Origin of the sequence: Leucobacter sp. USHLN153, assembly GCF_037145615.1 — a bacterium.
Classification (GTDB): Bacteria; Actinomycetota; Actinomycetes; order Actinomycetales; family Microbacteriaceae; genus Leucobacter.
Genome location: NZ_JBBCXE010000004.1, coordinates 213,050 through 236,987 on the forward strand (window position 1 = coordinate 213,050; position 23,938 = coordinate 236,987).

Consider the following 23,938-nt stretch of genomic DNA (forward strand, 5'->3'; position numbering starts at 1 on the left):
CCTCCGGCTGCTAGTCTGCTCCGGATGATCATGCACTCTGCCGCCGAATACGAGGGCCTTGTTGGCTGGGTTCTGAACTTGATGGAGCAGATCGGCGAGCTCGGTGTGGGCATCGCTGTGCTGCTCGAGACGTTCATCCCGCCGATCCCCTCCGAAGCGCTCCTCCCGGGCGCTGGCTTTCTCGCCTACGAGGGGCGCCTGAACTTTTGGCTCGCGTGGCTCATGGCGACGCTCGGCGCGCTCGCCGGCGCGTGGCTCTGGTACGCGATCGGCGCGGCGTTCGGCCGAGACCGCACGCGGTGGGTGGTCGGCAAGATCCCGCTGATGGAGCACGAGGACTTCGACCGGGCCGAGGCGTTCTTCGGCCGCTGGGGCGGTGCCGCAGTGCTGCTCGGCAGGTGCGTGCCGCTCGTGCGCTCCTTCATCTCGATTCCCGCGGGTATCGAGCGCATGTCCTTCGTGAAGTTCACGCTCTACACGCTGCTCGGTTCCGGCGTCTGGAACGCGATCTGGATCGGCCTCGGCTTCGCCTTCGGCCCCGCGATCCGCCCGGTGCTTGAGCAATGGAGCGACGTGCTCTCCGACGCGATCATCGTGATCGTGATCGCGCTGCTGCTGTGGTTCGTGGTCGCGCGACTCGTGCGGAACGCGCGGCGCAAGCGCGCGTCCTGAACGAGAGGTCTTGACGCCTCGCGCCGCTGAGCGCACCATCGATGCAAGAGCGCTTTGCTCGAGCAGCATCACGGTGCAACTCATCACCGTGCACCGCGCAGCCGGCACCGTCGCCGACCGCGCCCGAGGAAAGGCCGGGCCCATGTCGATCACCTCCGTCAACACCGACCCCGAGCAGCTCACGCTGACCGTCGTCGCTGATTTCAACGTCCCGGTGCAGCGCCTCTGGGACGCCTACACGGACGCGCGCCAGATCGAGCGTTTCTGGGGCCCGCCCGAATACCCCGCGACCTTCACCCGTCACGACGCCGAGCCGGGCGGCGTCAGCAACTACGTGATGGTCGGCCCGGATGGTGACCGGAGTGCTGGCTACTGGGAGTGGCAGTCGGTCGACGCCCCGCGATCCTTCGAGGTGCGCGACGGCTTCGCGAGCGAAGACGGCACCCCGAACACCGAGCTGCCGAGCATGCGCATGGTGTTCGAGTTCGAGGAGACGGGGGGCGGATCGCGCCTCACGACGACCACCCACTTCAATTCGCGCGAGGAACTCGAGCAACTGCAGCAGATGGGGATGGAGCAGGGGATGCAGCTCGCGATGGGGCAGATTGATGCGGTGGTTGCGGATCGCTGACCCCCGGTTTCACAGCATGATCGGCTACCCTGAGGGACTGTGCTGACCCCCGAGCTGGAACACTATTCAACGATCGCCCTGTACTCAGCGATGATCGTCTACGCGATCGCCTTCGTGTTCTACGCGGTCGATCTTGCGAACCGCAGCGGCGATGCCGCGCTGGCTGAGCGAGAGGCGCGCGGCGCCGCGGCAGCAACAAGCGCAAGCGCAGCCGCGACCGCAGCGTCCGCGAGCACATCGACCGCAGCCGGCGCCACCGGCTCCGTCGCGACCCTGGCACGCCCGGCAGCGAGCACCGCAGGTAGCGACGGTGGATCCGCGGCGAAGCCGCGTCGATCCCGCTCCCTCCGCATCGGTTTCTCGCTCACCGTGCTCGCGTTCGTGCTGCACCTCGGCGCGACCGTGCTCCGGGGCATCGGGGCCGAGCGCGTGCCGTGGGCCAACATGTACGAATTCGCGCTCACGGCGACGTGCGCGATCATCCTGATCTTCCTGGTGACGCAGTTCTTCGTCGATCTGCGCTTCCTCGGCGCGCTCGTGACGGGCATGACGATCCTCTTCCTCGGGGTCACCAAGGTCAACTTCTACGTCGCGATCGTGCCGCTGCAGCCGGCCCTCGACTCCTACTGGCTCGTCATCCACATTCTCGTGGCGGTCATGGGCGTCGGCTTCCTGACGCTCTCGTTCGGCCTGTCGGTGCTGCAGCTGCTGCAGACCCGCCGCGAGCAGCGCGAGATGCAGGGCGGCGAGCCGACGATGCGCTTCCTCGCGACGTTCCCGAAGGCCGTGCGCCTCGAGGACCTGTCGTACCGCCTCGCGATCATCGGCTTCGTGTTCTGGACCTTCACGCTCATCGCGGGCTCCATCTGGGCCGAGGCCGCTTGGAGCCGCTACTGGGGCTGGGACACGAAGGAGGTCTGGACCTTCGTGATCTGGGTGCTCTACGCCGGTTACATCCACGCGCGCGCGACTCGCGGCTGGCGCGGCACCCGTTCGGCTTGGCTGTCGATCATCGCCTACACCGCGGTCATCTTCAACTTCACCATCGTGAACGTCTTCTTCAAGGGACTGCACGCGTACTCGGGGCTGTAAGTCGGTGGCGCGCACGGCGATGCCGCTGAGGGCGCGCGTCGCGCTCTGGGGGCTCGGGCTCTGCGGTGCGGCGACGCTCATCATCACGATGTGGCCGACGCCGGTCGACCGCAACGTGCGTGATGCGTTGCATGCCGCATTCGACGACCTGCACGAGCGCGGGATCGCGACGTGGTTCGGTTACCACGAGTTGGAATCGCTCGCGAACGTTGTCATGTTCATGCCGCTCGGCTTCTGCGTCGCGCTGCTACTTTCCCGCCGGTGGCGGCCGCTCACCCTACTGCTCATGCCGCTCGCATCGTTGCTCATCGAAGGAGCGCAGCTGATGCTGCTTCCCGGGCGCTTCGCGACTTTCGATGACGTCGTCGCGAACAGTATCGGCGGGTGGATCGGCGCCGCCCTCGCGGTCGTCGCGCTCCGCGTCGCCCGCGCCCGCGGTGCGGCCCCGCGGATGGTTACTGGAGCACCTCGATAATTTCGGCGGTCGTGATCGAGCGGCCCGTGAAGGGCGCGAAGTCGGGGGAGGACGGGGTGAAACCGCCCGGCTCGAGCAGTAGCTCGAGGTCATCGGCCTCGCTCACCCGCACCGCCTGATCGCCCGCGAGCAGGAGCGACGTCGACGTGACGCCGAGGCTGCTCTCAGCGAGGCCGAGGCCGGCACCCGCCGAGCTCACACCCACGGGAGACGCGGACGCGACGCTCGCCCAAAGCTTCGGATCGCCTTCGCCGACCACTGCTTCCTGGGCAACGCCGAGCACGCTCCAGGTGCGAATCAGGGGGAGCATTAGCGCGGTGCGGCGCAGCTGCCGCAACGACCACTGCAGATCCTCAGCGGCTTCGCCCTGCAGCCAGACGAGCAGGTCGGCGTCGGCGCGGAAGCCGCTGACGTCGTACCAGCCCCGCACGCGCACACCCTCGTCGAGGACCTCAAGCGTGACGTCTTCGAGCTCGCGCACTGAGCCCGGCACATCCCGTCCGTCGAGCGTCACCGGGTGCGAGGAGCTCACGCGGAACGCCGCGAGGAGAGAGAAGGGTGCGGTGCCGTCGCTGAGATCGTCGCCAGTGCTGTCGAGCGCGGCAAGCGGATCGAGCCCCCCTGCCGCTACGGTGTCATCGCCGGACATGGGGTCGTCAATGTTTTTCCGCATGTCCCCATGGTGTACCGGGTTTGCGCACTCTGACAAGGGGATGCGGCGGCTCCCCAGGCGTGCAATGGGGCGCGTGGAAGCGCGGAACGGCCCCCGCTGCTCCGGAGAGGCGCCGCAGGGGCCGTTCGAACGTGAGCGAGAAGCTTAGGCCGTCGCCCGCTTCTTGCGTGCAACCGCAGCAGCAGCAACGGCGCCGCCGACGAGCACGAGCGCACCCGCGCCAGCGCCCGCCCACGCGAGGCTCGCGCCACCGGTGTTCGCGAGGCCCTTCGCGCCAGCAGCAGCAGCGCTGCCTGCACCGTCGGCGCAGGGGGTGCTCAGGGTCCAGGTCTTGGCCCAGTCGCCCTGTGCGCCCGAAACGGTGTAGTCGCACGCAGCGTTCTCGGGCAGCGTGACGCTGAACGAGAGCTTGCCGTTGGCGTCAGCCTTGAGCGTCTTGGTGAGGGTGTTCGAGTTTGCACCGAGCTTCGCCTGGGTGATCGCACCGTCCTGCGCGTTCGAACCGGTGAAGGCAACCTCGACGTCGCCGTTCGCGACGAGACCGTCCACCGAGAAGGTGACGCTGTCGCCACCGGCGAGCTCAGCAGTCTTCGAGACCGACGAGGTCGGCTGGTCGGGGTAGACCTCAGTTGCTTGAGCAAGCGCAGGCATGGTGAGGAGAGCCGCGCACGCGAGTGCTGCGCCAGCGGAGATCTTCGTGAAGGTGCTCTTCATGAGAAGTGTTCCTTTTCGTTCGTTGTCATGACAAATGGGCTTCGAAGCACGAAGCGCCGAAGTCCAGAGTTCAACATAGCAACTCCATAGAGTTAGTAGGTAATAGCATTCGAAATGTCATTGCTAAACGTGGGGGTTTGCCGCCATTCGACCGCGTGAACGTTCGGGATCTCTACGCGGTACCGCAGTTCGATGGTGCGCGACTCCCCGGGGGCGAGCGTCGGGTTCCACTGCGCGACCGATCGGTCGAGGAGCTGCAGCGATTCGCCGGCGTTCTCCGAGGAGCCGTCAACCTGCTGACTCAGCAGGTTGAAGCCTCCGGGTGCGAAGAGCCGAGCGACGGTGGCAATGCTCCCGGGCTCCACCCCATAGTTGCCGCCCCCGGTGATGTAGCCGGGAAGTGAAATCCCTGCGTCAGCGGGCGCGGTGTTCGACATCGTGTACCTCACGACGATCTCGTCGGATTCCGAATTGGGCCCGAGGTCCCCCGTCAGCGTCGCTTTGGTAGTAAGGAAGTAATCCATTTTCGCGCCCGTGCCGTCGTTGAGTTGCATGGTGAACTTCGGCGTGGTCGACCGCGCGGTCGTAAGTGTGCCGGCGAGCGAGGTGCCGTCGATCACGGACTGCTCATCGCTCACACTGCTCCACAGCTTGATGCGATCCTCTGCAGCCCCGCGGGTCAGCGCCTTCACGAACTTCTGCACTTCGAAATCGCCGCTGCTGACAGCGGTGAAGACGCGAGCGGAAGCGTCGGCGAAGAAAGCATCCTGGTCCGCAGGATCTTCGTAACGCACATAGACCTCGTGCATGAGCAGGTCGACCGCGTTGTCGCTCGACAGTGATTCGCCGCTCTCGAGCGAGATGGGCCCGGTCGCCTCGAGGATGTAGGAGAGCGTCACCGGATCGACGGCGACGACCGCCTGCGGCCGCACGCCGAAATTGCGCTCCCACATGGTGACGGCGAGTTCGCCCGTGAGCGGGAACTCGGGGAGCATCGTGACGTTTTGCACCCAGAGAGCGGGCTTGTCACCGTAGGTGCCGCGGAGATCCGGGGAGAGGCGTGCCACGGGTTCCGGGTATACCGGGAAGTCGAGTGTCGACGCCTGCTGCGTGAGCGCGATGCGGCCGTCGTTCGCGTTGAGCAGTGCAAGCGCGCCGGGAATGCCCATGGTGGATCTAACTTCGGCGTTGTTGAGAAAGAGCAGCAGAGTGTCGCGGGATCCGCCGAGGCCGAGCATGCCGGGCAATAGGGCGGTGGTGTCGCTCACGGCGGAGACGCCGACTGAGACCGGTTGCAGGAGCTCGGTGAATTCGGCGACGGCGTCAGCGAGCTGCGGCACGAGCTTCTCGCGCTTGATGCCGTGCATGTCAGCGACGACCTTCTTCATCTGCGTGTTCGCGTTCGCGCTCGCGCTCCGCATCTCGACCAGCGGCTCGAGAGCTACGCGCCCGTCGGTGAGAGCGAGTGAGGACTGCATTGCATCGACGTGCTCGACGAGCGGTGCGCCCACGGCTCGCACGACCGTATCGAGGGAGTCTGCGGTGACTCGGAAGGCTTCGAGATTGGGGCCCGCCCAGGGGATGATCTCGGCGGCGCGCCAGATGGGATCGGAGGTGAGGTCGGCCGCCCGGGCGGTGTGCTCTCCGAGGTCCTCAATGTCGCCGATGATGCTTGCGGGGTTCTCGGCGAACTTCTCCTGCAGTTTCGTAGCCCCGCTGCGCGCCTCCTGCAGCTCACCGTACGCCAACCAGGCGCGGCTTCCGACCCATGCCCCCGCAATAAGCACCACCGCAACCAGTGCGGTTGCGCCGAACAGCACTGCACGGAGTGCGCGTTGTCGCTGAGTTGGTCGGCGTCCGTGGCGCTCGCGCATCGGTCTCCCTATTTTTCTCTCATAGTCGATCTACAGTTGCGCTATGGCGCCAGAAAAGATTAGCGAGGCTGAAACGCGAGAATCCCCGTCATGGAACGAATGGGTAATTGCGCGCAGCGTCTGCATCATTGCGGCGGGAATTGGCGTAGCGGTGTGGGCGGTTCGCATGGTTCCCGGCGCGAATTCGCCACTGTGGTCGGTGCTGCCGATCTGGGTGGCGATCCTCGTCGCCCTCGTCTGGTCGGTGCGCCGCGAGGGGAGTGGCAGCTTCGTGCATGACCTCGGGTTGCGTTGGAAGGCGGTCGATGCGGTAACGGGCCTGTGCTGCGGGGTCGCGCTCGCCGTGCTCGGCATCGCGCTTACCTCGTTGATCTCGGGGCGATCGCCCTTCGGTGGCGCGGGATTCTCGGTGTCGAGCGGCTCGCTGCCGCTGACTTACTGGATCATGCCGATCGCGATCACGCTCGGGGCTGCGGCGCTCGAGGAGTCTCTTTTTCGCGGGCTGATACAACCGGCGTGCATTCGACTGGCTGAGTCGCTCGGTGGGAAACCGCGTGCGGCGAACGTGATCGGTATCAGCGTCACGACGGTGTGCTTTGTTGCATGCCATCTCCTGCTGAACTCGTCTGGGGGCGCCGCGTCCGTGGTCGTGCTCGTGCTCGTTAGCCTGGTCTGCGGGGATGCGGCCCTGGTGGCGGGCCGCGTGGGGCCGGCGTTCGCCATTCACGCGGTGTTCAACGTCTCGGGCGTCGTGTTCGATCTGATCCCGCGCTGAGCACCGCAAACCGGCTGATGGCTCCCTACGCACTGCTGCTTCTGATCGTCGCGTTTCTCGTGGCGCTCGCACTCCTGCGCCGCACGAGCGGATCCCCAGCGGTCGCGTCCCGCACGACCGCACCCGCCGCGAACGTCCGCGGCATCCGCGCAGCGCGCACCCTTTTCGACCTCCTCATCGTCGGGATCCTCTGCCTCTTCTCGGGGGCGCGTTGGTTCGTCGGCACGGATTACCTCCTCTACTCGCTGGTCTTCGAGCAGGTGGACGCGCGCGATTGGTCCGCCACGTTCGCGAGCTCCCCGCACGAGGCCGGCTTCACGATCCTGTCGCTCCTCGTGAAGACCGCGACCGACAACCCCGCCTGGCTGTTCGCCACGGTCAGCGCGCTGACGATCGCCATCACGTACGCCGCGATCCGCCTGCTCTCCGAGAACGCGACGGTCTCGCTGCTCGTGTTCGTGCTCTTCGCGCAGTATTTCTTCGCGTTCAACGCGGTGCGGCAGGGCCTCGCGATCGCCATCGTGTTTCTCGCGGTCGGCCTGTGGCGGCGGTCGCATCGCGTGCTGACCGCGCTCGCCGCGGTGCTCGCCGGTCTCATGCACTCCAGCGCGTTCGTGGCGCTCGCGATCGCCGTGGCATTCCTGCTGCTCCGTCGCCGGCCGCTCACGCTTCGCGCGTACGCGCTCGGCATCCTGCCGGTCTCCTTCGCCGCGAGATTTGCGATGTCGATGCCGCTCGTCAGCGATCTGGCGTCGCGCATTAACCCGCGGTACGCGGAGTACATCGCCGCGTCGACGAGCGCGGGCCTCGGTTCGTACCTCGTGCTGACGGTGCACGCGGTGTTGGTCGCCGTGAGCATCGCCGCCCTACGCGACGCTCCGCAGTACGCCTGGTTGGTGAAGGTGTACGCGCTCGCGGTGCCCTTCATGGTGATCGGCACCGCAGCTGTCGAGCTGTCGCGCATGGCGAATTTCTTCTCGTGGGCGCTGATTCTGCTCGTTCCCGCGCTGCTTCATGCGCCGAAGCTCAGGTGGCGACGCGTGGCCGTGCTCACCATGTGCTTCGGATATCTGTACTGCTTGGTCTACCTGCTGAACTACGGAGGCCTCATTCCGTACGCCGATGTGTTCGGACTCTTCGACCGGAGCGACGTGAGAATTCACGTTCCGGGATGAGCGGCGGCAGGTCTTGCAGCGGCCGCCGGTTCTGCAGCGACGGCAGGGCTTGCAGCAGCGACGACTTCGACGATGCCGAGTGAGGGGTGATCATGAGTAACACGGCGCGCGTGCGTGTCAACGCGGTGGGGTACTACGGCTGGGGCAACTTCGGTGACGAGCTGTTTCGCGCGGTCGTCACGTCGCACGCCGAGCGGTTCTGGGGCGAGGGCGCCATCGTGCGCACGTTCGTCTTCCCTTCGATCGCGCTCCGCACGAGCGCGGGCATCGTGGGCAGGGCGGTGCGGGCCGGCGAGGCGATCATCGGCGGGTTGTGGGCGGATCGCGTTGCCTTCTGCGGGGGTTCCGTGCTCTCGGCGGTGTCGGGTACTGCGGCCCTGCGCCTCCGCTGGTTCGGCAAACGCGACGCCCTTGAGGCCTGGGGCGTCTCGGTCGGCCCGTTCCGCGATGGTGACGCGGCTCACGAGGTCGCTGCCCTGCTGGGCTCGATGCGCAGCGTCGTCGTGCGCGACGCGAAGTCGGTCGAGCGCAGCCCCGTGCCGGTGCACCTGGCAGGCGATCTCGCGGCGCTGCACCCGATGCCGCGAATCGAGGAGTCGCAACGCGCGGGCCTCACGATCTGCCCGTCGGTCGACGCCGGCGAGAGCCCGAATGAGGTGGCGAGCGCGATCCGCACCCTCTTGCCCGAGCGGCATGCGGGGTCGATCACGCTCCTCGCGCTGAACTCGCGACGGAACGGCGGTGATGTGCGCTTCTGCGAGGAGGTGCGCCGCGCGCTCGCCGCTTCGGGCATCGTGTCGAGGGTGGAACACTTCACGACGATCGAGCAAGTGCTCCGCCGTATCGCCCATTCGCGCGCGGTGTGGTCGCAGCGCCTGCACGGCCTGATCGCGGCGTACCTCTGCGATGTGCCGGTGTTCGTCATGACGCACCACGCGAAGCTCGACGACTTCTCGGCTGACATCGGTTTGCGCGATGAGTTCGTGCTCGCCGGGGTTGAGCCGCGAGCTCACCACGTGAGCGCGGCCCGTGAGACGTTGCGCGGGTTCCGCGGATGGACGGTCGACCCGGAACTCTACGCGCGACAGACGAAAGAGCGGTACCTCCGTGTGGCCGGGTGAGGCTACGCAGAGCGGCGGCTTCGAGACGCGCGGCGGCGAGCGCGTGTCGGTCGTCATTCCCCACTTCAACGACTCGAGTTCGCTGGAGCGCGCGGTGGAAAGCGCGCTCGCGCAGACCGTCGCCCCGCACGAGATCATCGTCGTCGACGATGCGTCAGAACCGGCGCACCTCGACCGAGCGCGCTGCCTGCTGCGCGGCGTACCCGGCGCTCGGCTGATCGAACGTCCGTCCAACTCGGGCCCGGCCCGCTGTCGCAATGTCGGCTGGGAGGCGGCGACGGGGGAGCTCGTCGCGTTTCTCGACTCCGACGACGTGTGGCAGCGCGAGAAGACCGAGCGACAACTGCAATTGCTGCGGGAGCGTCCCGAGCTGATCGCGGTGTCTGGCGCGTACGGGCGGCTGCAAACGGGTGAGGCGATGGCGGATCTCCCGGCGCGCGCCGCGCACCGGGACGTGCCGACGTCGCACCTGCTGATCCGCAACTCGATGGCGACGCCGACGGTGCTCGTGCGGGCGCGGGCTAGGAGCCGGTTTCCGGAACGCGTGCGCTTCGCCGAGGACCACCACCTGTGGCTGGAGCTTTCGCGGGAGGGCGCGATCGCGTGGGTGGAGGCACCGGTGGCGGCGGGGTTCAAGCGACCCGTGGGGGAGTCGGGGCTGTCGGGCCACGTCTGGCGCATGCTCGCGTCTGAGTTCTCGATCTTCGAGCGCCTGCGCCGAGCGGGAGTGCTCACGGCTCGGCAGACGATGTTCGCGTGGGCGGTGCTGACGCTCCGCGGCTCGCGCCGGCTCGCGAAGCATTACGCGCACCGTGCAACGCGCGCGATCAGCAAGCTGCGCATACCAGCACCAGCACTGCCACCAGCACCGCAGACCGCACGCTCCGCCCGCAAGCGCGCACCAGAGACAGACAAGCGATGAAGCTCGGCAAGGCGCTCGTGGCCGCGGGCACCTTCGGCGGTGCGATCGCGCAGTGGGTCACCGTGCTGATCATCGCGCGCACTCTCGGGGCGGGCGAGGTAGGGGTGTACGCGGAGGCCCTGGCGACGGCGACGCCCCTCTTCGTCGCGGGATCCCTCGCCCTGCGCGAGCTCTTCGTCTCGCTCAGCGACCGCCCCGCGTGGGCGGCATTCGTGCGCACCCGGGTGCTGGGCCTCGCGGCGAGCGCTCTCTGCTTCGCGGTGGTCGGCCTCCTCCTCGGCTGGCCGCGCGAGGTGCTGCTCGCGCTGACCCTGCTCAAGTGCGCCGACAGCGCTTGCGACCTCGTCTACGGCCGGCTGCAGCTCGCCGAGGATTGGCTCGCCTGGGGCGGTCTCTCCGTCGCGAACTCGGTCCTCAGCGTGGGAGGCGTGCTCGTCGTCGCCGTGCTGGGTGGTGGGCTGGGCTTGATGCTCGCGGTGTCGGGCGGGGTGTCACTCGCCTGTGCGGCCGTCGCCCTGCTGCGCTGCCGCCGATCCGCCCCCCTCGAAGCGTCAGAGCCGGTCAGCCGCCGTGCCGTGCTGCTGCTGGCGCGGCGCGGCCTGCCGCTCTCGGGCGCGCAGCTGCTCAGTTCGGTGCTCTTCAACGCGCCGGTGCTCGTGGTTTCGGCGCTCGGAACGTCGGCTGAGGCGGGGGCGTTCGCGGCCGCCGCCTATCTGCTGACCTTCGGCAACCTCGTGGGCTCGGCGATCGCGAACCTTGAGATCGTACGGATCCGCGGCGCGTTCCAGGCGCACGGTTCAGCGGGCCTTCGCGCCGCCCTTTGGCGCCCGACGGTGGTGCTGCTCGTGGGCGGGACCGTTGGCGTGCTGCTCGTCGGAGCGTGGGGTTCGGAGGTGCTCGCGGCGGTGTTCGGGCCGGCGTTCGCGGTGTCGCGCGCCGTGCTCGTCGGGGTCGCGCTCGCCGCCGTGGTGGGCGCGCTCGGGTTCGTCGCGGCCGCGGGGCTCCTCGTGATGAACCGATATGTGAGGCAGGCGCTGGTCTCGGCGACGGCTGTGATCGGGGCGTTCGGGTGCGCTCTGGTACTGCACTGGGCGCCGAACCTCGCGGCGACCCTCGCCGGAGCGATCGTCGCGCTCGTCGGCGCGCTGCTGCGCACGGGGCTGCTCGCAGTGTCCGCCCGCAGGGAGTGAACCGCGCCCGCTTCGACCTCAGTGCCAACTCAGACCTCAGTGCCCGCTTCGACCTCAGCCGCGCCGCCCGCGACCGCGATCCGCCGTGAGCGCACTTCGGTAGAGCACCTCGAGCTGCTCACTCAGCCGTGCCGGCGCGAATCGGCGCAGTAGTGCCGCGTTGCTCTCGCTTGCCTCCTGCCGCATCTCAGCACTCTTCGTGAGGCGTTCGATGTGCTCCGCAATGCGGTCGGCGTCGGCAGACTGCAAGACCGGGAGCCCCTGCAGCGCCGGGATCCGCCGCGCCACGATCGGGCAATCGCACGCGGCGGCATCGAGCAAGCTCAGCGGCATCCCCTCGTATCTCGAGGAGTGCACGTAGACGGCGCCCCGCAACAACTCCGCAAGCTCGGCGGGGGAGAGCCAGCCGGTGACGCGGACCCCGCCGCTCACGAGAACGTCGCGGAGCGCGGCATCACCATCACCCGCCCACACGGCCTCGAGGGGCACACCGCGCTGGCGAAGCGCGTTCACCACGTCCATGAAGAATGCGGGTTCCTTCTCGGGGCTGAGGCGCCCGACCATCACGATCTTGCTGAGCGCCGCGCCTGCTTCGGGCGGTGGCTGAGCGTTCGATCGTGTGACGGTGGGGAGGTTGGGAATGAAGACCGTGCGCGCGGAACTGCGCAGGGAGCGAGCGAGGTGGCCCTCGTGCGACGACAGCACGCCGAACACCGCGGTGCGCCGCGCCAGGATCGCCTCCGCCGAGCGGACCATGAAGTGGCCCGCGGGCGACAGTGCGGGGTCATCGAACTTGAAGCAGTGGGGCTCGTACACGATCGGGGCGGGCGGCCTCGGCCACAGCCGGGTGAGCACACCGGCCCAACTGGAATGCGCGTGTATGACATGCGGCCGCGCTGCCGCCGCCGCTCGTCGCAGATCACGGAACGCCCTCAGGGGGTGCTTCCTCATTGGGGTGGTGCTCGCCCAGAGGCGTTCGTGCGGTTCATCCGGACCCGCGTAGAGCAGGTGGTGTTCGTGGGCGGGGGAAGCTTCGACGCGGGAGGTGATGGCGCGGCTCACTCCGCCCTCGAAGCACTCGGTGACGTGCAGGATCCGCATGCTCAGCGGGCGCCATCGGGTCGGACCACGGCTCTCACTGTGCGCATCAGCAGGATGAGATCGCCGACCATCGACCAGTTCTCGACGTATGCGAGGTCGAGCCGAACCGCGTCAGCCCAATTGAGGTTGCTGCGACCGCTCACCTGCCAGAGGCCGGACATGCCGGGCCGCACCAGCAGCCGACGGAGTTCGTGTTCGGTGTACAGCGCGACCTCTGCTTCTCGGTGAGGTCGCGGCCCGACCAGGCTCATCGTGCCGAGCAATACGTTGACCAACTGGGGGAGCTCGTCGATCGAGTACCGGCGGATGAACCTGCCGACGGGGGTGATGCGCGGATCGTTCGCGATCTTGTGGAGCGGCTCGTGAGCGGTTCCCTGGAGATCAAGGAGGGATTCCAGTTGATCATCCGCGCCCTGCACCATCGAGCGAAACTTGAACATAGGGAACGCCTGGCCGCCGCGGCCGATGCGCTCCTGCGCGTAGAAGACGGGCCCCGGGCTCGAAAGCTTGACCGCGAGCGCGGTCGCGAGAAACAGCGGGAACGTCACGACGAGGAGTGCGGTCGCGACGACGATGTCGAAGAGACGTTTCGCGAAGAGGTGGCCTCCTGCGAACTTCGGGTGATCGATGTGCAGAAGCGGGAGGCCGGCGACCGGGCGAACATGCATGCGGGGACCGGCGACGTCGGTGAGTGCCGCGGCGACGACGAGGTCGACGGATCGGGACTCGAGAGCCCAACCGATCTCTCGCTTCCTGGCCGGGTCGATCTCGTCAGCGCTCGTCATGATGACCGCGTCGATCCGCATACGGTCGACGGCATCGAGTAGATCCTCGTACCCGGCAACGAACGCGAGCCCGGGAACGGGGTCCGTGAAGCCCGCGCACGAAGTGACCGCCCCGACCAACTGAAACCCGGTGTGCTGATCCCGAATGATCTGCCTGGCGACGTGCGCCGTTTTCTGCCGATCGCCGACGATGAGCGTGCGATACAGGTGCTTGCCACGGGCTCGCTCGCGCCGCAGCCGCGCCCGCCCGAACCAGCGCGAAATGAGGAGCAGCGCGAGCCCGAGGGGGAGCGCGACGATGAGGTACCCGCGCCCGAGCTCAGCGCGGGTGACGTACGCACCGATCGCGCAGAACCCGAAGGTGAGGAACGTGAGATTGACGATGCGCCGATACTCGAGAGGGCCGGCGCCGAGAATTCGCGGGTCGCGGGAGTCACCGACGGCGAGGGCGAACAGCCACGCGGCGACGAGCAGTACCGAGACCACCGTGTAGGGCACGGTGAAGCCGAGGCCGCTGGCCAGGGCAATCAAGAGCTCCTGCTCGGTGAACCCGAATTGCGCGAATTGGGCCATGAACACGCTCACGATAACGACGACTGCGTCGCCCGCGACGAGCCGGCGTCGGTACCGGGCGACCCATGTGCGAGCACCGATGGCGCGGTCGTTCGGGCGTGCGGGCGTCACTCGGAGGGAGGCTTCAGCGGCTCCCTGAGGCGCGGGCGCATTGAGGAGCTGAGGCGCACGACTATATGCGGGGTGGAGCGGCCGGTTCATTGCGGCGCGGCGACGTAAAGCGAGGCTGCTCGGCGCAACGCGGCGGCTGTTGCTGCGACCGCAGGAACAATCTGAGCTCGCGCCGCACGATAGACCTCTTTCGACTGCTGGTAGGGGTCGATGACGTCGTCATCAGCGGGGTCGATCGGCGGTGGCAAGGTGCCGCGCAGCGCGCTCACTTCAGCGACCGCCTCGCGCATGGCAGTGCTGAGGTCCGCCGCAGGGCGTGAGACGGAGAGTGATTCCCGGATCTCGGCGAGACGCGCGAATTCGCGGAGCGTGAACGCCTTTCTGGCCGCGCGCGGATGGAGCTCCGCAACCGTGCGTCGATGTGCACGGGCGAGGGCGAGCACGAGATCCGCCTCCTCGAGCATGGAGCTCGTCAGCTGCTGGCCGCGGCGGTCGGAGATGAACGGGACGCCCAGGTCCCGGGCGATCTGCTGACTCTCGGACGCCATCGACTCGTGAACCAGCGCGGCGGTGCCGGCGCTCGCTATCGCGACGGGGAGCCCACTGAGCGAGTATCGGAGCAGTACCTCTGCGAGCGGGGACCTACTCACGTTGCCGGTGCACACGAAGAGCACACGAAGTGGCCCGCCGGGTACAGAGTCCTCGAAGAGCCCTGATGAGGTCACTGTGGAGCCTCAATTTCGGCCATTGCGCGTCCGTGTCGTGAGCCGCCGCGCCGATCCGAGGCCCTCGGGCGCTGCTTCGGGGCCTGCGTCAGGGGCTGCTCGCGATGATCACGGGATCGTTCGCGATTTTCTCGTCGCAGTTCACGTCGCTGCAGCGGCTTCAGCTGCGCCGGCAGGGCGATCTGCACGGACTGAGTGGATGGTGCGGTGACCGTCACCTGATCGAGCAGCGTGGGAGCAACGGTGTCTGATACTTGCTCTCGTGGCGTGCGGGCCGGGGTGTCAGCGGCGGGGTCGCGCAGCGTGAGTGCAGCGGTAGTCGTCGCGTCATCGTGCGGGGGCATGGCAGGTTCGGAGTATGAGGGAGCAGGCGTATCGAGGGGGTGCGGATCCTGCGTTTCCCTCTGGCGCCTGGGTCTATGCCTCCTGTCTTCAGCACGGCGCGCTCGCCTGGTCGCGACAGGGTCCGCGGTCGGAGCTGCATCGGGCCGAGAAGAGGCGGCGCCGTAGTAGGTGCCGTGCCCGAAGCCGTACGCTTCGCTGTCGGGCCCCTTGGTCGGCAGTTTCGTCACGATGAAGCCGCGCAGTGCGCCGCCAGCGGCGTTCAACGTCTTCACGGCCATGTCGAACTCAGGTCTGCGAGTAGCGCCTGAAGCGACCACGAGGATCACGCCGTTCGTGTGCTGAGCCGCGACGGTGGCGTCCGTGACGAGTAGGAGCGGAGGTGTGTCGATCAGAACATAGTCGAAGTGCGTATGCAGCAGGTCGAGGAGGGCGGCCATTGCACCGGATCCGAGGAGCTCGCTGGGGTTCGGGGGTATGCGCCCGGCCGGCATCACGAAGAGCTGGTTGGCGCCCCAGCGCTGCAGCACGTCTGACGCGCTGGCGCGGCCGATAAGTACCTCGCTGAGCCCGGCCCCGCCTTCGATGCCCATGTATTCGGCGATCTTCGGAAGACGGAGGTCGGCGTCGATGAGGGCGACTCGCGCACCGGTCTCGGCAAGTGCGATCGCGAGGTTCGATGTCGTGGTGCTCTTGCCCTCGCCGGGGGTAGCGGAGGAGATGACGAAGCTGCGACCGCGCGAGTCGCTGTTCTCGTTCGCGGCGATGAAGCTCAGATTCGTGCGGAGCTTACGGAACGATTCGGCGCGAGGGTGACGCGAATCGGCTTGCACGATCAGCGGCCGCGACTTGACGGTGTCATCGAAGGGAATGCCACCGAGCATCGGTGCGTCGGTGATCTGCTCGATGTCTTGCAGCGTCCGCACCCGAGTGTCGAGCAGAGTGCGCAGGGCGGCGATGGTGATGCCGGCGATCATGCCGAGGAGGAGGCCGACCGCGAGGTTCAGCTCGAGACGCGGGCTGAAAGGGTCACGGGGAACGAGTGCGGTCTGCACCGTGGTGAGTTTCACCGGGCTCGCTACGTCTGGGGAGTCACCGGCCTCGAGCTGATCCTGCACGACATTCGTCAGGCTCTTGCCGGCCGCGTTCGCGATTTCGGCCGCGCGCACCGGGTTCTGGTCGATGGCTTGCACCTCAATGATCGAGGTATTGAGTGGAATGCTCGCGGTGACCCGGTCGGCGAGTGCCGTCACCGTGCCCGAAATGCCGAGCTCCTCCATGACGGGGGCGAGCACGATCTCGGAGCTCAGAATGTTCGCATAACTCTGCACGCTCTGTTTGACGAACGTTGAGCCCTGCACGAGGTTGTCGGAAGCCTGCGTTTCGTTGCGAATCGAAACGTATAGTTGCATGCGGGCTTGATACTGCGGGGTGTCGATGACGGAGACGATCGCGCCACCAAGGAGCCCCAACAGGGTCATCGCGCTGATCAGCAGCCAATTCTTGTGCAGGATACGAATGTATTCGCGCAAGTCCATACCCGTACGACCTCATGGTTCTCGGCCGTTAGGCCGCACGATCCCCCCGGGAGAGTAAACCATGTGGAAAGCGCAAAATAGCCTCATATTCAAGCCAAATATGCGTTTTCTATGCGTCGCCGCGAGCCCGGAGTGAGCGTTTACGTACTCGTGCATCCGCCCACCAGTAGGCGACAGCGGCGCCACTCCGTGCCGGCGGGGTGAGGCTACTGCGGCAGCTCGGAGCCCTCGCCGCGCGTCTCGGCGTACTCGTTCAGCGTTCCGTCGCGGAAGGCCGCGCGCACGTTCTCGAGTTCCGCCGTGTCGGGCACCACGATCGACTGGCCGTCGGCCGACGTGCCCGTGCCGAGTGTCGGGCTCGTGAAGAAGCGCACGTCGTCGCGACGGATGCTGCGCAGGTCGAGGCCGAGCTTGGCCGCTGTCGTGAGGTCGAGACCTTCGTCAAGAATGAGGTACGGCTTCAACGCCTTGAACGTGTTAGCGAGCTTGTTCACGTCGGTGAGGGTCTCGCGACGCAGCAGAGTGTCCATGACGCCCCCGAGGTACGCCTGCTGATTGCGTGCGCGCTGGTAGTCGCCGTCGGAGAAGGCGTAGCGCTCGCGCACGAACGAGAGGGCGCGGTCGCCGTCGAGCATGATCTTGCCCTGCTGGAAGGTCTGGCCACCGTGCTTCGCCGTGAACTCGAGCGGATTGTTGACGACGACCCCGCCGAGGGCGTCGGTGAGACCCTTGAACGACTCGAAGTCGATGAGCGCGACGTGATCGATGCGGGAGCCGATGAAGTTCTCGACGGTGTTCACGGCGAGGGGAACGCCGCCCAGTGCGACGGCCGCGTTGATCTTCGCCTCACCCTGACCTTGGATCTCGACCCAGTTGTCGCGCATGATCGACATGATCGTCATGCTCTTCCGATCCGGTGCGATCTGCGCGACCAGAATCGCGTCGCTGCGGAACCCGTTCAGCTCAGCGGCGTTCTCGTCTGGGTCCACGGTTTCGCGGGAGTCGGAACCCATCAAGAGGATATTGATGGGAGCGTTCTTGCCCGCTGCCGGTTTCACTGCTTCGGGGCGCTCGAGCGAGGGATCCTGCTCAATGCTCACGCGCTGCACCTCATTGAAGGAGCTCGCGACCACGGCGTAGGCGATGCCGGCAGCGATCGCGAGGAGCGCGATGAGCGAGCCGACGACGATGAGAGTGTTGCGGAGCGGGTGCCGCTTCTTGCGCGCGCGACGCGCATTTGTCGTCTCCGCGGGAGCCTGGTCAGCGTCCTCGAGCAGCGCCTCAAAGGTCGAGCGTTTCTCAGCCATGCATGTGCTCCCGTTCAGGATGGTGCTCCAACAAACCGTCGCGTTCTCGAGCGGAGCCGAAGCCCGGCGCAACTGGCATAGGTTATTCGGCGATAGCTGAGGCTTCCGTTGAGAAGCGGAAGGATCTGCGGGGTGACCACCCACGCACCGAGAGGAAGCGTCCTTTTAAGTGCTCCCGCCTGTCGCTTCGGTGTGCGCCGATGAAAGACGTGTGTGGATCGACCTACGTCACGTGGTTTGCCGTCCCCGGGGAATTATTGACTTCCAGCTGCCCCTGCGCGCTCTGCCTGATGCGCAACGGACACTGCACGATAGCTTGATCCATGGGATGACCATTTGTGTCGTTTAGGCTTCTCGGGTGCCGAGTGGGGAGTCGGGCTGTTACAGAAAGGATCGGCAACCCCACATGACTCCGCCGTACGGAAGCGATTCTCCACGCGTCTCCGTAGTCGTTCCCGTATTCAACGCTGAAAGATACCTTCGGCGATGCTTGGATTCGGTGTTGTGCCAGACCATGCCCGAACTCGAGGTGATCGCAGTAAATGACGGGTCGACAGACGCGAGCCTGACTATCCTCGAAGAGTACGCGGCTGTCGATTCCCGGATCCGCGTTCTCGACCAGCCGAATGCTGGTCAGGGCGAAGCGAGGAACCGCGCTTTAGAGCTCGCACGAGGCGAGTATGTTCTATTTGTTGATGCCGACGATTTCGTCGAAAAAGTGTTGCTCCAAGTCACCATTGAGCGCGCCGACGAAGATGACTCCGATTTCGTTCATTTCGACTGGAAGTTTGCGAGCTCCGATCCTTCGCGCCCCGACCAGTTTCACTACTACAACATCGAGCCGTTCTGGCATCATCGCGAACTACGTGGACCTGAGTGTGAGCTCCTGTTCCAGATGCACAGCTACTTCAGCGTTACCAACCTGTACCGAAGGAGCTTTCTTCAGCGCCATGCGATTCGGTACGAGACTGGACAAATATACGAAGACAATCCGTTTCTGACGAAGGCGTTTACGAGGGCGGAATGCGTTTCAATGGTGCACTCGCCGTTGTACGTCATACAGATGAACCCAAAGTCCTCGACGAAAGTCGGTACTGACACCGACCGTCATATGCGAGACCACCTTTCTGCGATGCAGAAAAGCTTCGATGTTCTCGTGCCTCGACGCGAGGAGAGCGTTGGCGAACTCGCTGAATACCATCTGGACAAGTTCTCGACCTACTACATGCGTCGTGTCCCGCGGAGACTTCGCGATGAGTACGCAGCAGGTTTCATTGCGATCATCTCCAAGTACCAGCCCCGCTTCCTCACGCTTGGTCGTACCTCTAGTTGGCTAACTCGACTCTGTGTGGCAGCCAGGGTCTTCGAGCGAGAACGCCCCTTGATACTTCAAAGAGCTATCGAAATGAGATCGTGGATTGCTCCGCCCTCAAAACGTTTACTGCTGATGGCACGTAAGTTGAAACGGAGGCTACGAAATCCGCGGCAGTCGCTAGCTGTCTTGAGAAGTGGTCGCAATCCTTCGATCAGGCCCCGAAGTATTGTGTTCCTCGGGTTCGACGAGAGGTACACGGGCAACTCAAGAGCGTTGTTCGAAGAAATCCTCGAGGACGCTCGCTTCCGCAACTTCCACATTCAATTCACGACCAAGGACCCGGCCGTACCGGATTCGCATCGTCTCGCGCCGTCGTCACCTGCATTTTTCGAGGCAGTTCGAAGCGCAAGAATTGTGATCGCAGAAAGTTGGATCCCGGAGTCAGTTCCGAAGCACCCGGACTCCACGTGGATTCAGCTGTGGCACGGAACCCCCATTAAGCGAATGTTGTTCGATTCTCATGAGCGCGAAATTACGCGATTGCGGCCACAGCATAAGGTCCGGAAGTATCGTGACATCCTGCGTTGGGACTATCTTCTCGTCGAGAACGAGTACGCGGCTTCAAAATTCGAAACGGCATTTCTCTTTCCTCGTGAACGGATGATCACTGCTTCTTATCCGCGCAATGAACGGTTGATCGGAGACGCCTTGAACACCGAAAAGAGGGATCGTCTTCGCGCTGAGCACGGTATCGCAGCAGATCAATTCACCGCGCTATACGTGCCGACGTGGCGAGACTACAACTACGGTCTACAGCCCGAGAAGCGGACAAGAGAATACTTGCTCGACGTCGAGGCCGTATCGAATCTGCTCGGCTCAGAATTCACAATACTTTTCAGAGATCATGAATATCTTCAGGCCGCTCACGCTGATGGAGAGCAGAAGGCCGCAAAGGCAAATCCAGCCGACATCCATGACCTACTCCTGATGTGCGATGTGGTGATTACTGACTATTCCTCAGCGCTATTCGATGCTCTACATATTGGAAGCAGGACGATCGGATTTGCAATTGACAATCGAAAGTTCGAGGAGGTCCGAGGGGTCTACAAAGACGCCGCTCTCACGTTCGACACCTTCTGCGTCTCAGCTGAAGAAGTAGCGATTGAACTTCGGCGCATGCGAGATAGCAGCGACAGACCGGTACGAACGAGACCCTGTTCAATTGGGGCTCCCAACGACTCCTTGTTAACCCTACTTCTAGCTCTCTAGGTCGTTAGATCGATTCTTCACATCGTAAAGGCCGCAGAGTTCTGCGTGTCATTTATGCTCACCAGGCCCTGAGCGCTCAATCTTCGCGGCATGCTTGCACGATAAACCCCAAGTTCTTCATCGCCGAACGCCTTGGACCGAACCGGCGCTGGAGTAAGCCGAGTGAGGATTGCCTCAATTGTGCGTTCGCAGTTCTTGCCGTCGCGCCACGGAGTTACTTCTAGGGCTCGAGCACGCCCGTCTACGAAACGATCGTCTATGCCCGAGAGAAACTCACTGAGAACTGTTTCGATATCACTTGAATCAGTCAGAACCGGACCGAAACCGTCCCGTTCATAGTCGAAGTATCCTTGGTCGTACACGTGCTGGCCACTGAAAAACTCGTCACGATCAAACTGGAAGTATGCCGTTGGGGTGCCTAAGACGGCGAGGTCGAATACAAGGGAAGAGTAATCAGTGACACCAATCGCTGTTCTCGCAAGAAGTTGCTGAATGTCCTCCTCGTAAGTAGCGACGCGAATGCCGAGGTCGACGTATTCGGCAGTTTCGAGAAATGGCGCGACGTCGGGGTGTGGAAGCAGCACAACATCGAGATGATCTGAATCGATGATCTGCCTGACAGAATTCGATCGAAGTATTCCGTCCCACTCCTGCCAGTAGTTACTCGACTGCAATGAGCCGCGGCCGTCTCGAAGCGGGAGTATGACTTCCCGACGCCAGGTTGGCGCGAAAAGCACGACACGCTGTTCTCGTTGTGCGCGACCGAGTCTGATTAGTCGATCATGGCGAGGGAAGCCAGTCAGCACCACTTCGCGCTCAGTTAAGTCATAGCGAGTCATATCGCCGATGATCGACTCATGCTCTTTGACTGAGCTTGTCACCATCATGTCAATGTGTTTCCCGTTCAACCAACGGGAAAGGTCGTCTTTTGTGATGCCGTGCTGGAGGAATACATATCGCCAGCGTCGCTCCTGATAAAACCTAGATTCGAACTGGGAAATAATGGGATGATCTGCGTGGGAGCTGATGACAGCATCGGTTTCCTCGAGCAGAGTGTTGTGTTCGTTGCTCCGTGGTGCAACAAGCTTGAACCCCTTCTGCTGTAAGCGCTCCCAATCTGGAGCGTTCCGCTCAAGCACGAACCAGAGGTCAATATCCGGACAGTGTTCCCTTGCGTACTCATACAGATGCTCTGCATTGTCATTGGCAGCGGATAAGCGATCCATGAGCAACCAGCGGAACCGGTAAGGATCTCCGCACGGGTTCGTGCCGAGCTTCTTTGACACCGGCGAGGAAGACTGGGACGGCTTTACGGGAGGAACGGACGTCACTTTAGGAGTCTCTTCGGTCGGTATTGGTTGAAAGAGAGCCTTCGCGGTTGTAATCATGCCCTGGGGGAGTCGCATCCGAGTTTCCTTCGGCACGCGATTTCTCATCCAGGTGTAGAAATCCGAAGAAACGCTGCCGGAGCGCGTTTCGCGGTTGAGTGACTTTCGACGTCTTCCCATTACTAAGCTCCTACTCGCCTTAAGCTTGCCCTGCTCAGCTGACCATCTGGATAACGTAGTGCTCCGTTTCTGTCGCTGAGTATGTTCGCCTGGACTTCAAGGTTCCCTTCTCGAACGGATGGGCGAGGTCTCTTCGGGACAAAGTAATTCCAACTCAGCCACTCATGCATCACGGGGCGTGGCTGCGGATTCTCGCCCCGGGAAAAAGTGACCCTCTTGCGATCGAGGTACATCGCTAGTTCCATGTCCGCTGGGACCCAGAGAATCCTTTCCATGTAAGCAATCTCGTCGAAGAATGTGACCGACCGTCGTTTCGAATAAGTGGGCTCAATTTCGACGCCATTCCAGTTCAGAGTCTCTTGGGGCTCATGGCCGATTGGGTAGTGATACCGCAGTCGCATTATTTGCTGAGAGGGGTCGATACGATCAACTACAACAGTTGGACTCGTTCTGAGCTCATTCTTTAGGGCGAGAAGAAAGTCCCGGATCGGTTCCGGCAGCAGGACCGCGCGCGCATAGGTGATTTGCTCGTCTGAGAGACTCTTCACGATTTCACGGAGAAGGGCCACGAACCGGGATCGAGTTTCCCGACTTTGCGCACGAGCCGGCGCATCCATTCCTTCATCGAGCCGAATGGTCCAGTAAAGGTCATATATGACCATAGCTTGGAGCCATTCCGGGACGTGACCGTGCATTTTCGCGGCTGAATTGATCAGGTGCAAGTACGCACGCTCAGGCACATCGACGAATCGCATTGCAGACCGTTCAGCGCTCGGTACCAGTGAAGAATCGTCTTTTCGGCGTCGATAGAGGTATTGGGCCTTATGGAGCACTGCGACAGTGGGGTCATTGAAGTAGAGCAGATACTCTCCGATGAACTTCGCATCTTCAAATACCAGCAGGCTTGTATCGAACCGGAGCGCGTGCTTCTGTATTACATGCGTCTGAAAGGTCGCGGTCGATGAAGATAGCTGGAAGAAGTGCGGCGCCTTGTTGAGGTGCACGGTGCGTGATCCGTCTCGGAATTTGTACTTCAGAGGATGATCGTTTTTTACCTCGTTCTTTGCTTCGAGAAAACGAATTATGTTGGTAACGATGATGCTCGGGTGACTTACGCCGATTTCAATGCGATCAAGAATTTCCGATAGGTAGTTATCCGAAATCACGTCATCCGCGTCCAAGAAGGTGAGCCACGACGTTTGGCAGTTCTCGATTCCCTGGTTGCGAGCGGCGCCCGGCCCAGAATTTTCTTGAGTGAGAATCGACACTTGATAGCGAGTGCGGGCTTTCCACCTTCGTGCGATTTTCAAGGTTCTGTCGCTCGAACCGTCATCGACAAGAATGATTGGGATATGACGGTGTCTGACGCCTAATTGACGATCAAGGCTCTCGAAGAAGTCCTCAAGATAGATTTCCACGTTATACATGGTCGCGACCAGGGTTAGCATCAGTGAAAGTGGCTCCTGAGAAGTGCTGAAAGTGCTGATTCGCATCAAGATTGGGGTAGTCCTGCTAATTGAACTTAGGTGAGGTCTCGTGAGCTTGAGGCTTGGGTCCACTCCGTTGAAGTGGAAGATTCACGGCCGAACGCGATATCGGCGGAACTTTGCGTGTCAAAACGCTGCGTTAGCGTCCGCATCCGAGAGGGAAACCGCATACTGCGAAAAATCCCGGTATGACCCAGCTGGTCGACAATGCGAGAGAAATAAGAGCATAGACGCGACTGGATTTCTTGCGCGTTTTCGGCAATCTCGTCTCCGGCTTCAAGCGTTCCTTTTAGAGCACTCGCCTCATATCGTCGTAATCCTCGTTTTCGCGAGAGAGGTTTATCGCTTCCGCGGTGTGAATGGGACCGGCAAGTTCCGCGACGTTGATGTACGACGCATCAACGAGCACTGGGAGCTTCTTGATGTAGTCGCCCAGGATGTTTTCGGCTGCCAGCGCATTTGTCCCGTTGATGAAGAGCTGTTTGCCTCTAGCGATCATCCGTGGGTCAACGGCCCGATGCATTACGAGCCTTCTTACTACGAGAGGTTCCGAGAGCAGTTGC

At 63.7% G+C, this 23,938-nt stretch carries 21 protein-coding genes; 10 read left to right on the plus strand and 11 right to left on the minus strand.

Going from position 1 to position 23,938, the window contains the following annotated elements; all coding sequences use genetic code 11:
- The first annotated feature begins 24 nt into the window (after nucleotides 1-24).
- The 4 genes from WFH00_RS08920 to WFH00_RS08935 all read left to right on the plus strand — a co-directional run bounded on the left by WFH00_RS08920 (nucleotide 25) and on the right by WFH00_RS08935 (nucleotide 2,870).
- Complete coding sequence (locus tag WFH00_RS08920; protein WP_336660475.1) at nucleotides 25-672, plus strand: DedA family protein; 648 nt, start codon at nucleotides 25-27, stop codon at nucleotides 670-672.
- A 73-nt stretch (nucleotides 673-745) separates the two neighbouring features.
- On the plus strand, nucleotides 746-1,303 hold the full coding sequence (locus tag WFH00_RS08925) for an SRPBCC family protein (RefSeq protein WP_336660476.1): 558 nt from the start codon (nucleotides 746-748) through the stop codon (nucleotides 1,301-1,303).
- 42 nt (nucleotides 1,304-1,345) lie between these two features.
- A complete protein-coding gene (gene ccsB / locus WFH00_RS08930) occupies nucleotides 1,346-2,395 on the plus strand; it encodes a c-type cytochrome biogenesis protein CcsB (protein ID WP_442918831.1) in 1,050 nt (349 codons plus the stop codon).
- 19 nt (nucleotides 2,396-2,414) lie between these two features.
- Nucleotides 2,415-2,870: a VanZ family protein gene (locus tag WFH00_RS08935; protein WP_336660477.1), complete on the plus strand. Its 456-nt coding sequence runs from the start codon at nucleotides 2,415-2,417 to the stop codon at nucleotides 2,868-2,870.
- Here WFH00_RS08935 and WFH00_RS08940 read toward each other — a convergent pair.
- The 3 genes from WFH00_RS08940 to WFH00_RS08950 all read right to left on the minus strand — a co-directional run bounded on the left by WFH00_RS08940 (nucleotide 2,851) and on the right by WFH00_RS08950 (nucleotide 6,077).
- Nucleotides 2,851-3,543 (minus strand): chlorite dismutase family protein, encoded by a 693-nt coding sequence (locus WFH00_RS08940; protein ID WP_336660478.1) that lies wholly within the window; start codon nucleotides 3,541-3,543, stop codon nucleotides 2,851-2,853. The two genes, WFH00_RS08935 and WFH00_RS08940, sit on opposite strands and share 20 nt — an antisense overlap.
- A gap of 144 nt (nucleotides 3,544-3,687) precedes the next feature.
- Nucleotides 3,688-4,257 (minus strand): hypothetical protein, encoded by a 570-nt coding sequence (locus WFH00_RS08945; protein WP_336660479.1) that lies wholly within the window; start codon nucleotides 4,255-4,257, stop codon nucleotides 3,688-3,690.
- Nucleotides 4,258-4,349: 92 nt separating this feature from the next.
- Complete coding sequence (locus WFH00_RS08950; protein WP_336660480.1) at nucleotides 4,350-6,077, minus strand: DUF4012 domain-containing protein; 1,728 nt, start codon at nucleotides 6,075-6,077, stop codon at nucleotides 4,350-4,352.
- Nucleotides 6,078-6,174: 97 nt separating this feature from the next.
- Between WFH00_RS08950 and WFH00_RS08955 the strand changes: the two genes are divergently transcribed.
- From WFH00_RS08955 to WFH00_RS08975, 5 genes are all read left to right on the plus strand, one after another.
- On the plus strand, nucleotides 6,175-6,906 hold the full coding sequence (locus tag WFH00_RS08955; RefSeq protein WP_336660481.1) for a CPBP family glutamic-type intramembrane protease: 732 nt from the start codon (nucleotides 6,175-6,177) through the stop codon (nucleotides 6,904-6,906).
- Nucleotides 6,907-6,923: 17 nt separating this feature from the next.
- Nucleotides 6,924-8,081 carry an EpsG family protein gene (locus tag WFH00_RS08960; protein ID WP_336660482.1) on the plus strand — a complete coding sequence of 386 codons (1,158 nt, stop codon included), beginning with the start codon at nucleotides 6,924-6,926 and terminating at the stop codon, nucleotides 8,079-8,081.
- A gap of 92 nt (nucleotides 8,082-8,173) precedes the next feature.
- Entirely contained in the window at nucleotides 8,174-9,202 is a 1,029-nt protein-coding gene (locus tag WFH00_RS08965) for a polysaccharide pyruvyl transferase family protein (protein WP_336660483.1), read from the plus strand.
- On the plus strand, nucleotides 9,189-10,124 hold the full coding sequence (locus tag WFH00_RS08970; protein WP_336660484.1) for a glycosyltransferase family 2 protein: 936 nt from the start codon (nucleotides 9,189-9,191) through the stop codon (nucleotides 10,122-10,124). Before WFH00_RS08965 ends, WFH00_RS08970 begins: the two co-directional genes overlap by 14 nt.
- Nucleotides 10,121-11,314, plus strand: coding sequence for a lipopolysaccharide biosynthesis protein (locus WFH00_RS08975; protein WP_336660485.1), 1,194 nt, complete (start codon nucleotides 10,121-10,123; stop codon nucleotides 11,312-11,314). The genes WFH00_RS08970 and WFH00_RS08975 overlap by 4 nt, the downstream gene beginning before the upstream one ends.
- Nucleotides 11,315-11,368: 54 nt before the next feature.
- Here WFH00_RS08975 and WFH00_RS08980 read toward each other — a convergent pair whose 3' ends face one another.
- The 5 genes from WFH00_RS08980 to WFH00_RS09000 form a co-directional block, all read right to left on the minus strand.
- Nucleotides 11,369-12,415 (minus strand): glycosyltransferase family 4 protein, encoded by a 1,047-nt coding sequence (locus WFH00_RS08980; RefSeq protein WP_336660486.1) that lies wholly within the window; start codon nucleotides 12,413-12,415, stop codon nucleotides 11,369-11,371.
- A gap of 2 nt (nucleotides 12,416-12,417) precedes the next feature.
- Complete coding sequence (locus tag WFH00_RS08985) at nucleotides 12,418-13,884, minus strand: sugar transferase (RefSeq protein ID WP_336660487.1); 1,467 nt, start codon at nucleotides 13,882-13,884, stop codon at nucleotides 12,418-12,420.
- 86 nt (nucleotides 13,885-13,970) lie between these two features.
- Nucleotides 13,971-14,609 carry an arsenate reductase/protein-tyrosine-phosphatase family protein gene (locus WFH00_RS08990; protein ID WP_336660488.1) on the minus strand — a complete coding sequence of 213 codons (639 nt, stop codon included), beginning with the start codon at nucleotides 14,607-14,609 and terminating at the stop codon, nucleotides 13,971-13,973.
- Nucleotides 14,606-16,489 carry a polysaccharide biosynthesis tyrosine autokinase gene (locus WFH00_RS08995; protein ID WP_336660489.1) on the minus strand — a complete coding sequence of 628 codons (1,884 nt, stop codon included), beginning with the start codon at nucleotides 16,487-16,489 and terminating at the stop codon, nucleotides 14,606-14,608. Before WFH00_RS08995 ends, WFH00_RS08990 begins: the two co-directional genes overlap by 4 nt.
- Nucleotides 16,490-16,695: 206 nt before the next feature.
- The gene (locus WFH00_RS09000; RefSeq protein WP_336660490.1) at nucleotides 16,696-17,796 is read right to left on the minus strand and encodes an LCP family protein; all 1,101 of its coding nucleotides are present in this window, start codon (nucleotides 17,794-17,796) and stop codon (nucleotides 16,696-16,698) included.
- 406 nt (nucleotides 17,797-18,202) lie between these two features.
- On the opposite strand from WFH00_RS09000, the gene WFH00_RS09005 reads away from it, so the two are divergent.
- The gene (locus WFH00_RS09005) at nucleotides 18,203-20,380 is read left to right on the plus strand and encodes a CDP-glycerol glycerophosphotransferase family protein (protein WP_336660491.1); all 2,178 of its coding nucleotides are present in this window, start codon (nucleotides 18,203-18,205) and stop codon (nucleotides 20,378-20,380) included.
- A 17-nt stretch (nucleotides 20,381-20,397) separates the two neighbouring features.
- Here WFH00_RS09005 and WFH00_RS09010 read toward each other — a convergent pair whose 3' ends face one another.
- The 3 genes from WFH00_RS09010 to WFH00_RS09020 form a co-directional block, all read right to left on the minus strand.
- The gene (locus WFH00_RS09010) at nucleotides 20,398-21,888 is read right to left on the minus strand and encodes a CDP-glycerol glycerophosphotransferase family protein (RefSeq protein WP_336660492.1); all 1,491 of its coding nucleotides are present in this window, start codon (nucleotides 21,886-21,888) and stop codon (nucleotides 20,398-20,400) included.
- 2 nt (nucleotides 21,889-21,890) lie between these two features.
- On the minus strand, nucleotides 21,891-23,381 hold the full coding sequence (locus WFH00_RS09015; protein ID WP_336660493.1) for a glycosyltransferase family 2 protein: 1,491 nt from the start codon (nucleotides 23,379-23,381) through the stop codon (nucleotides 21,891-21,893).
- A gap of 283 nt (nucleotides 23,382-23,664) precedes the next feature.
- Nucleotides 23,665-23,898, minus strand: a complete 234-nt coding sequence (locus WFH00_RS09020; protein WP_336660494.1) for a hypothetical protein — start codon at nucleotides 23,896-23,898, stop codon at nucleotides 23,665-23,667.
- Nucleotides 23,899-23,938: the final 40 nt, after the last annotated feature.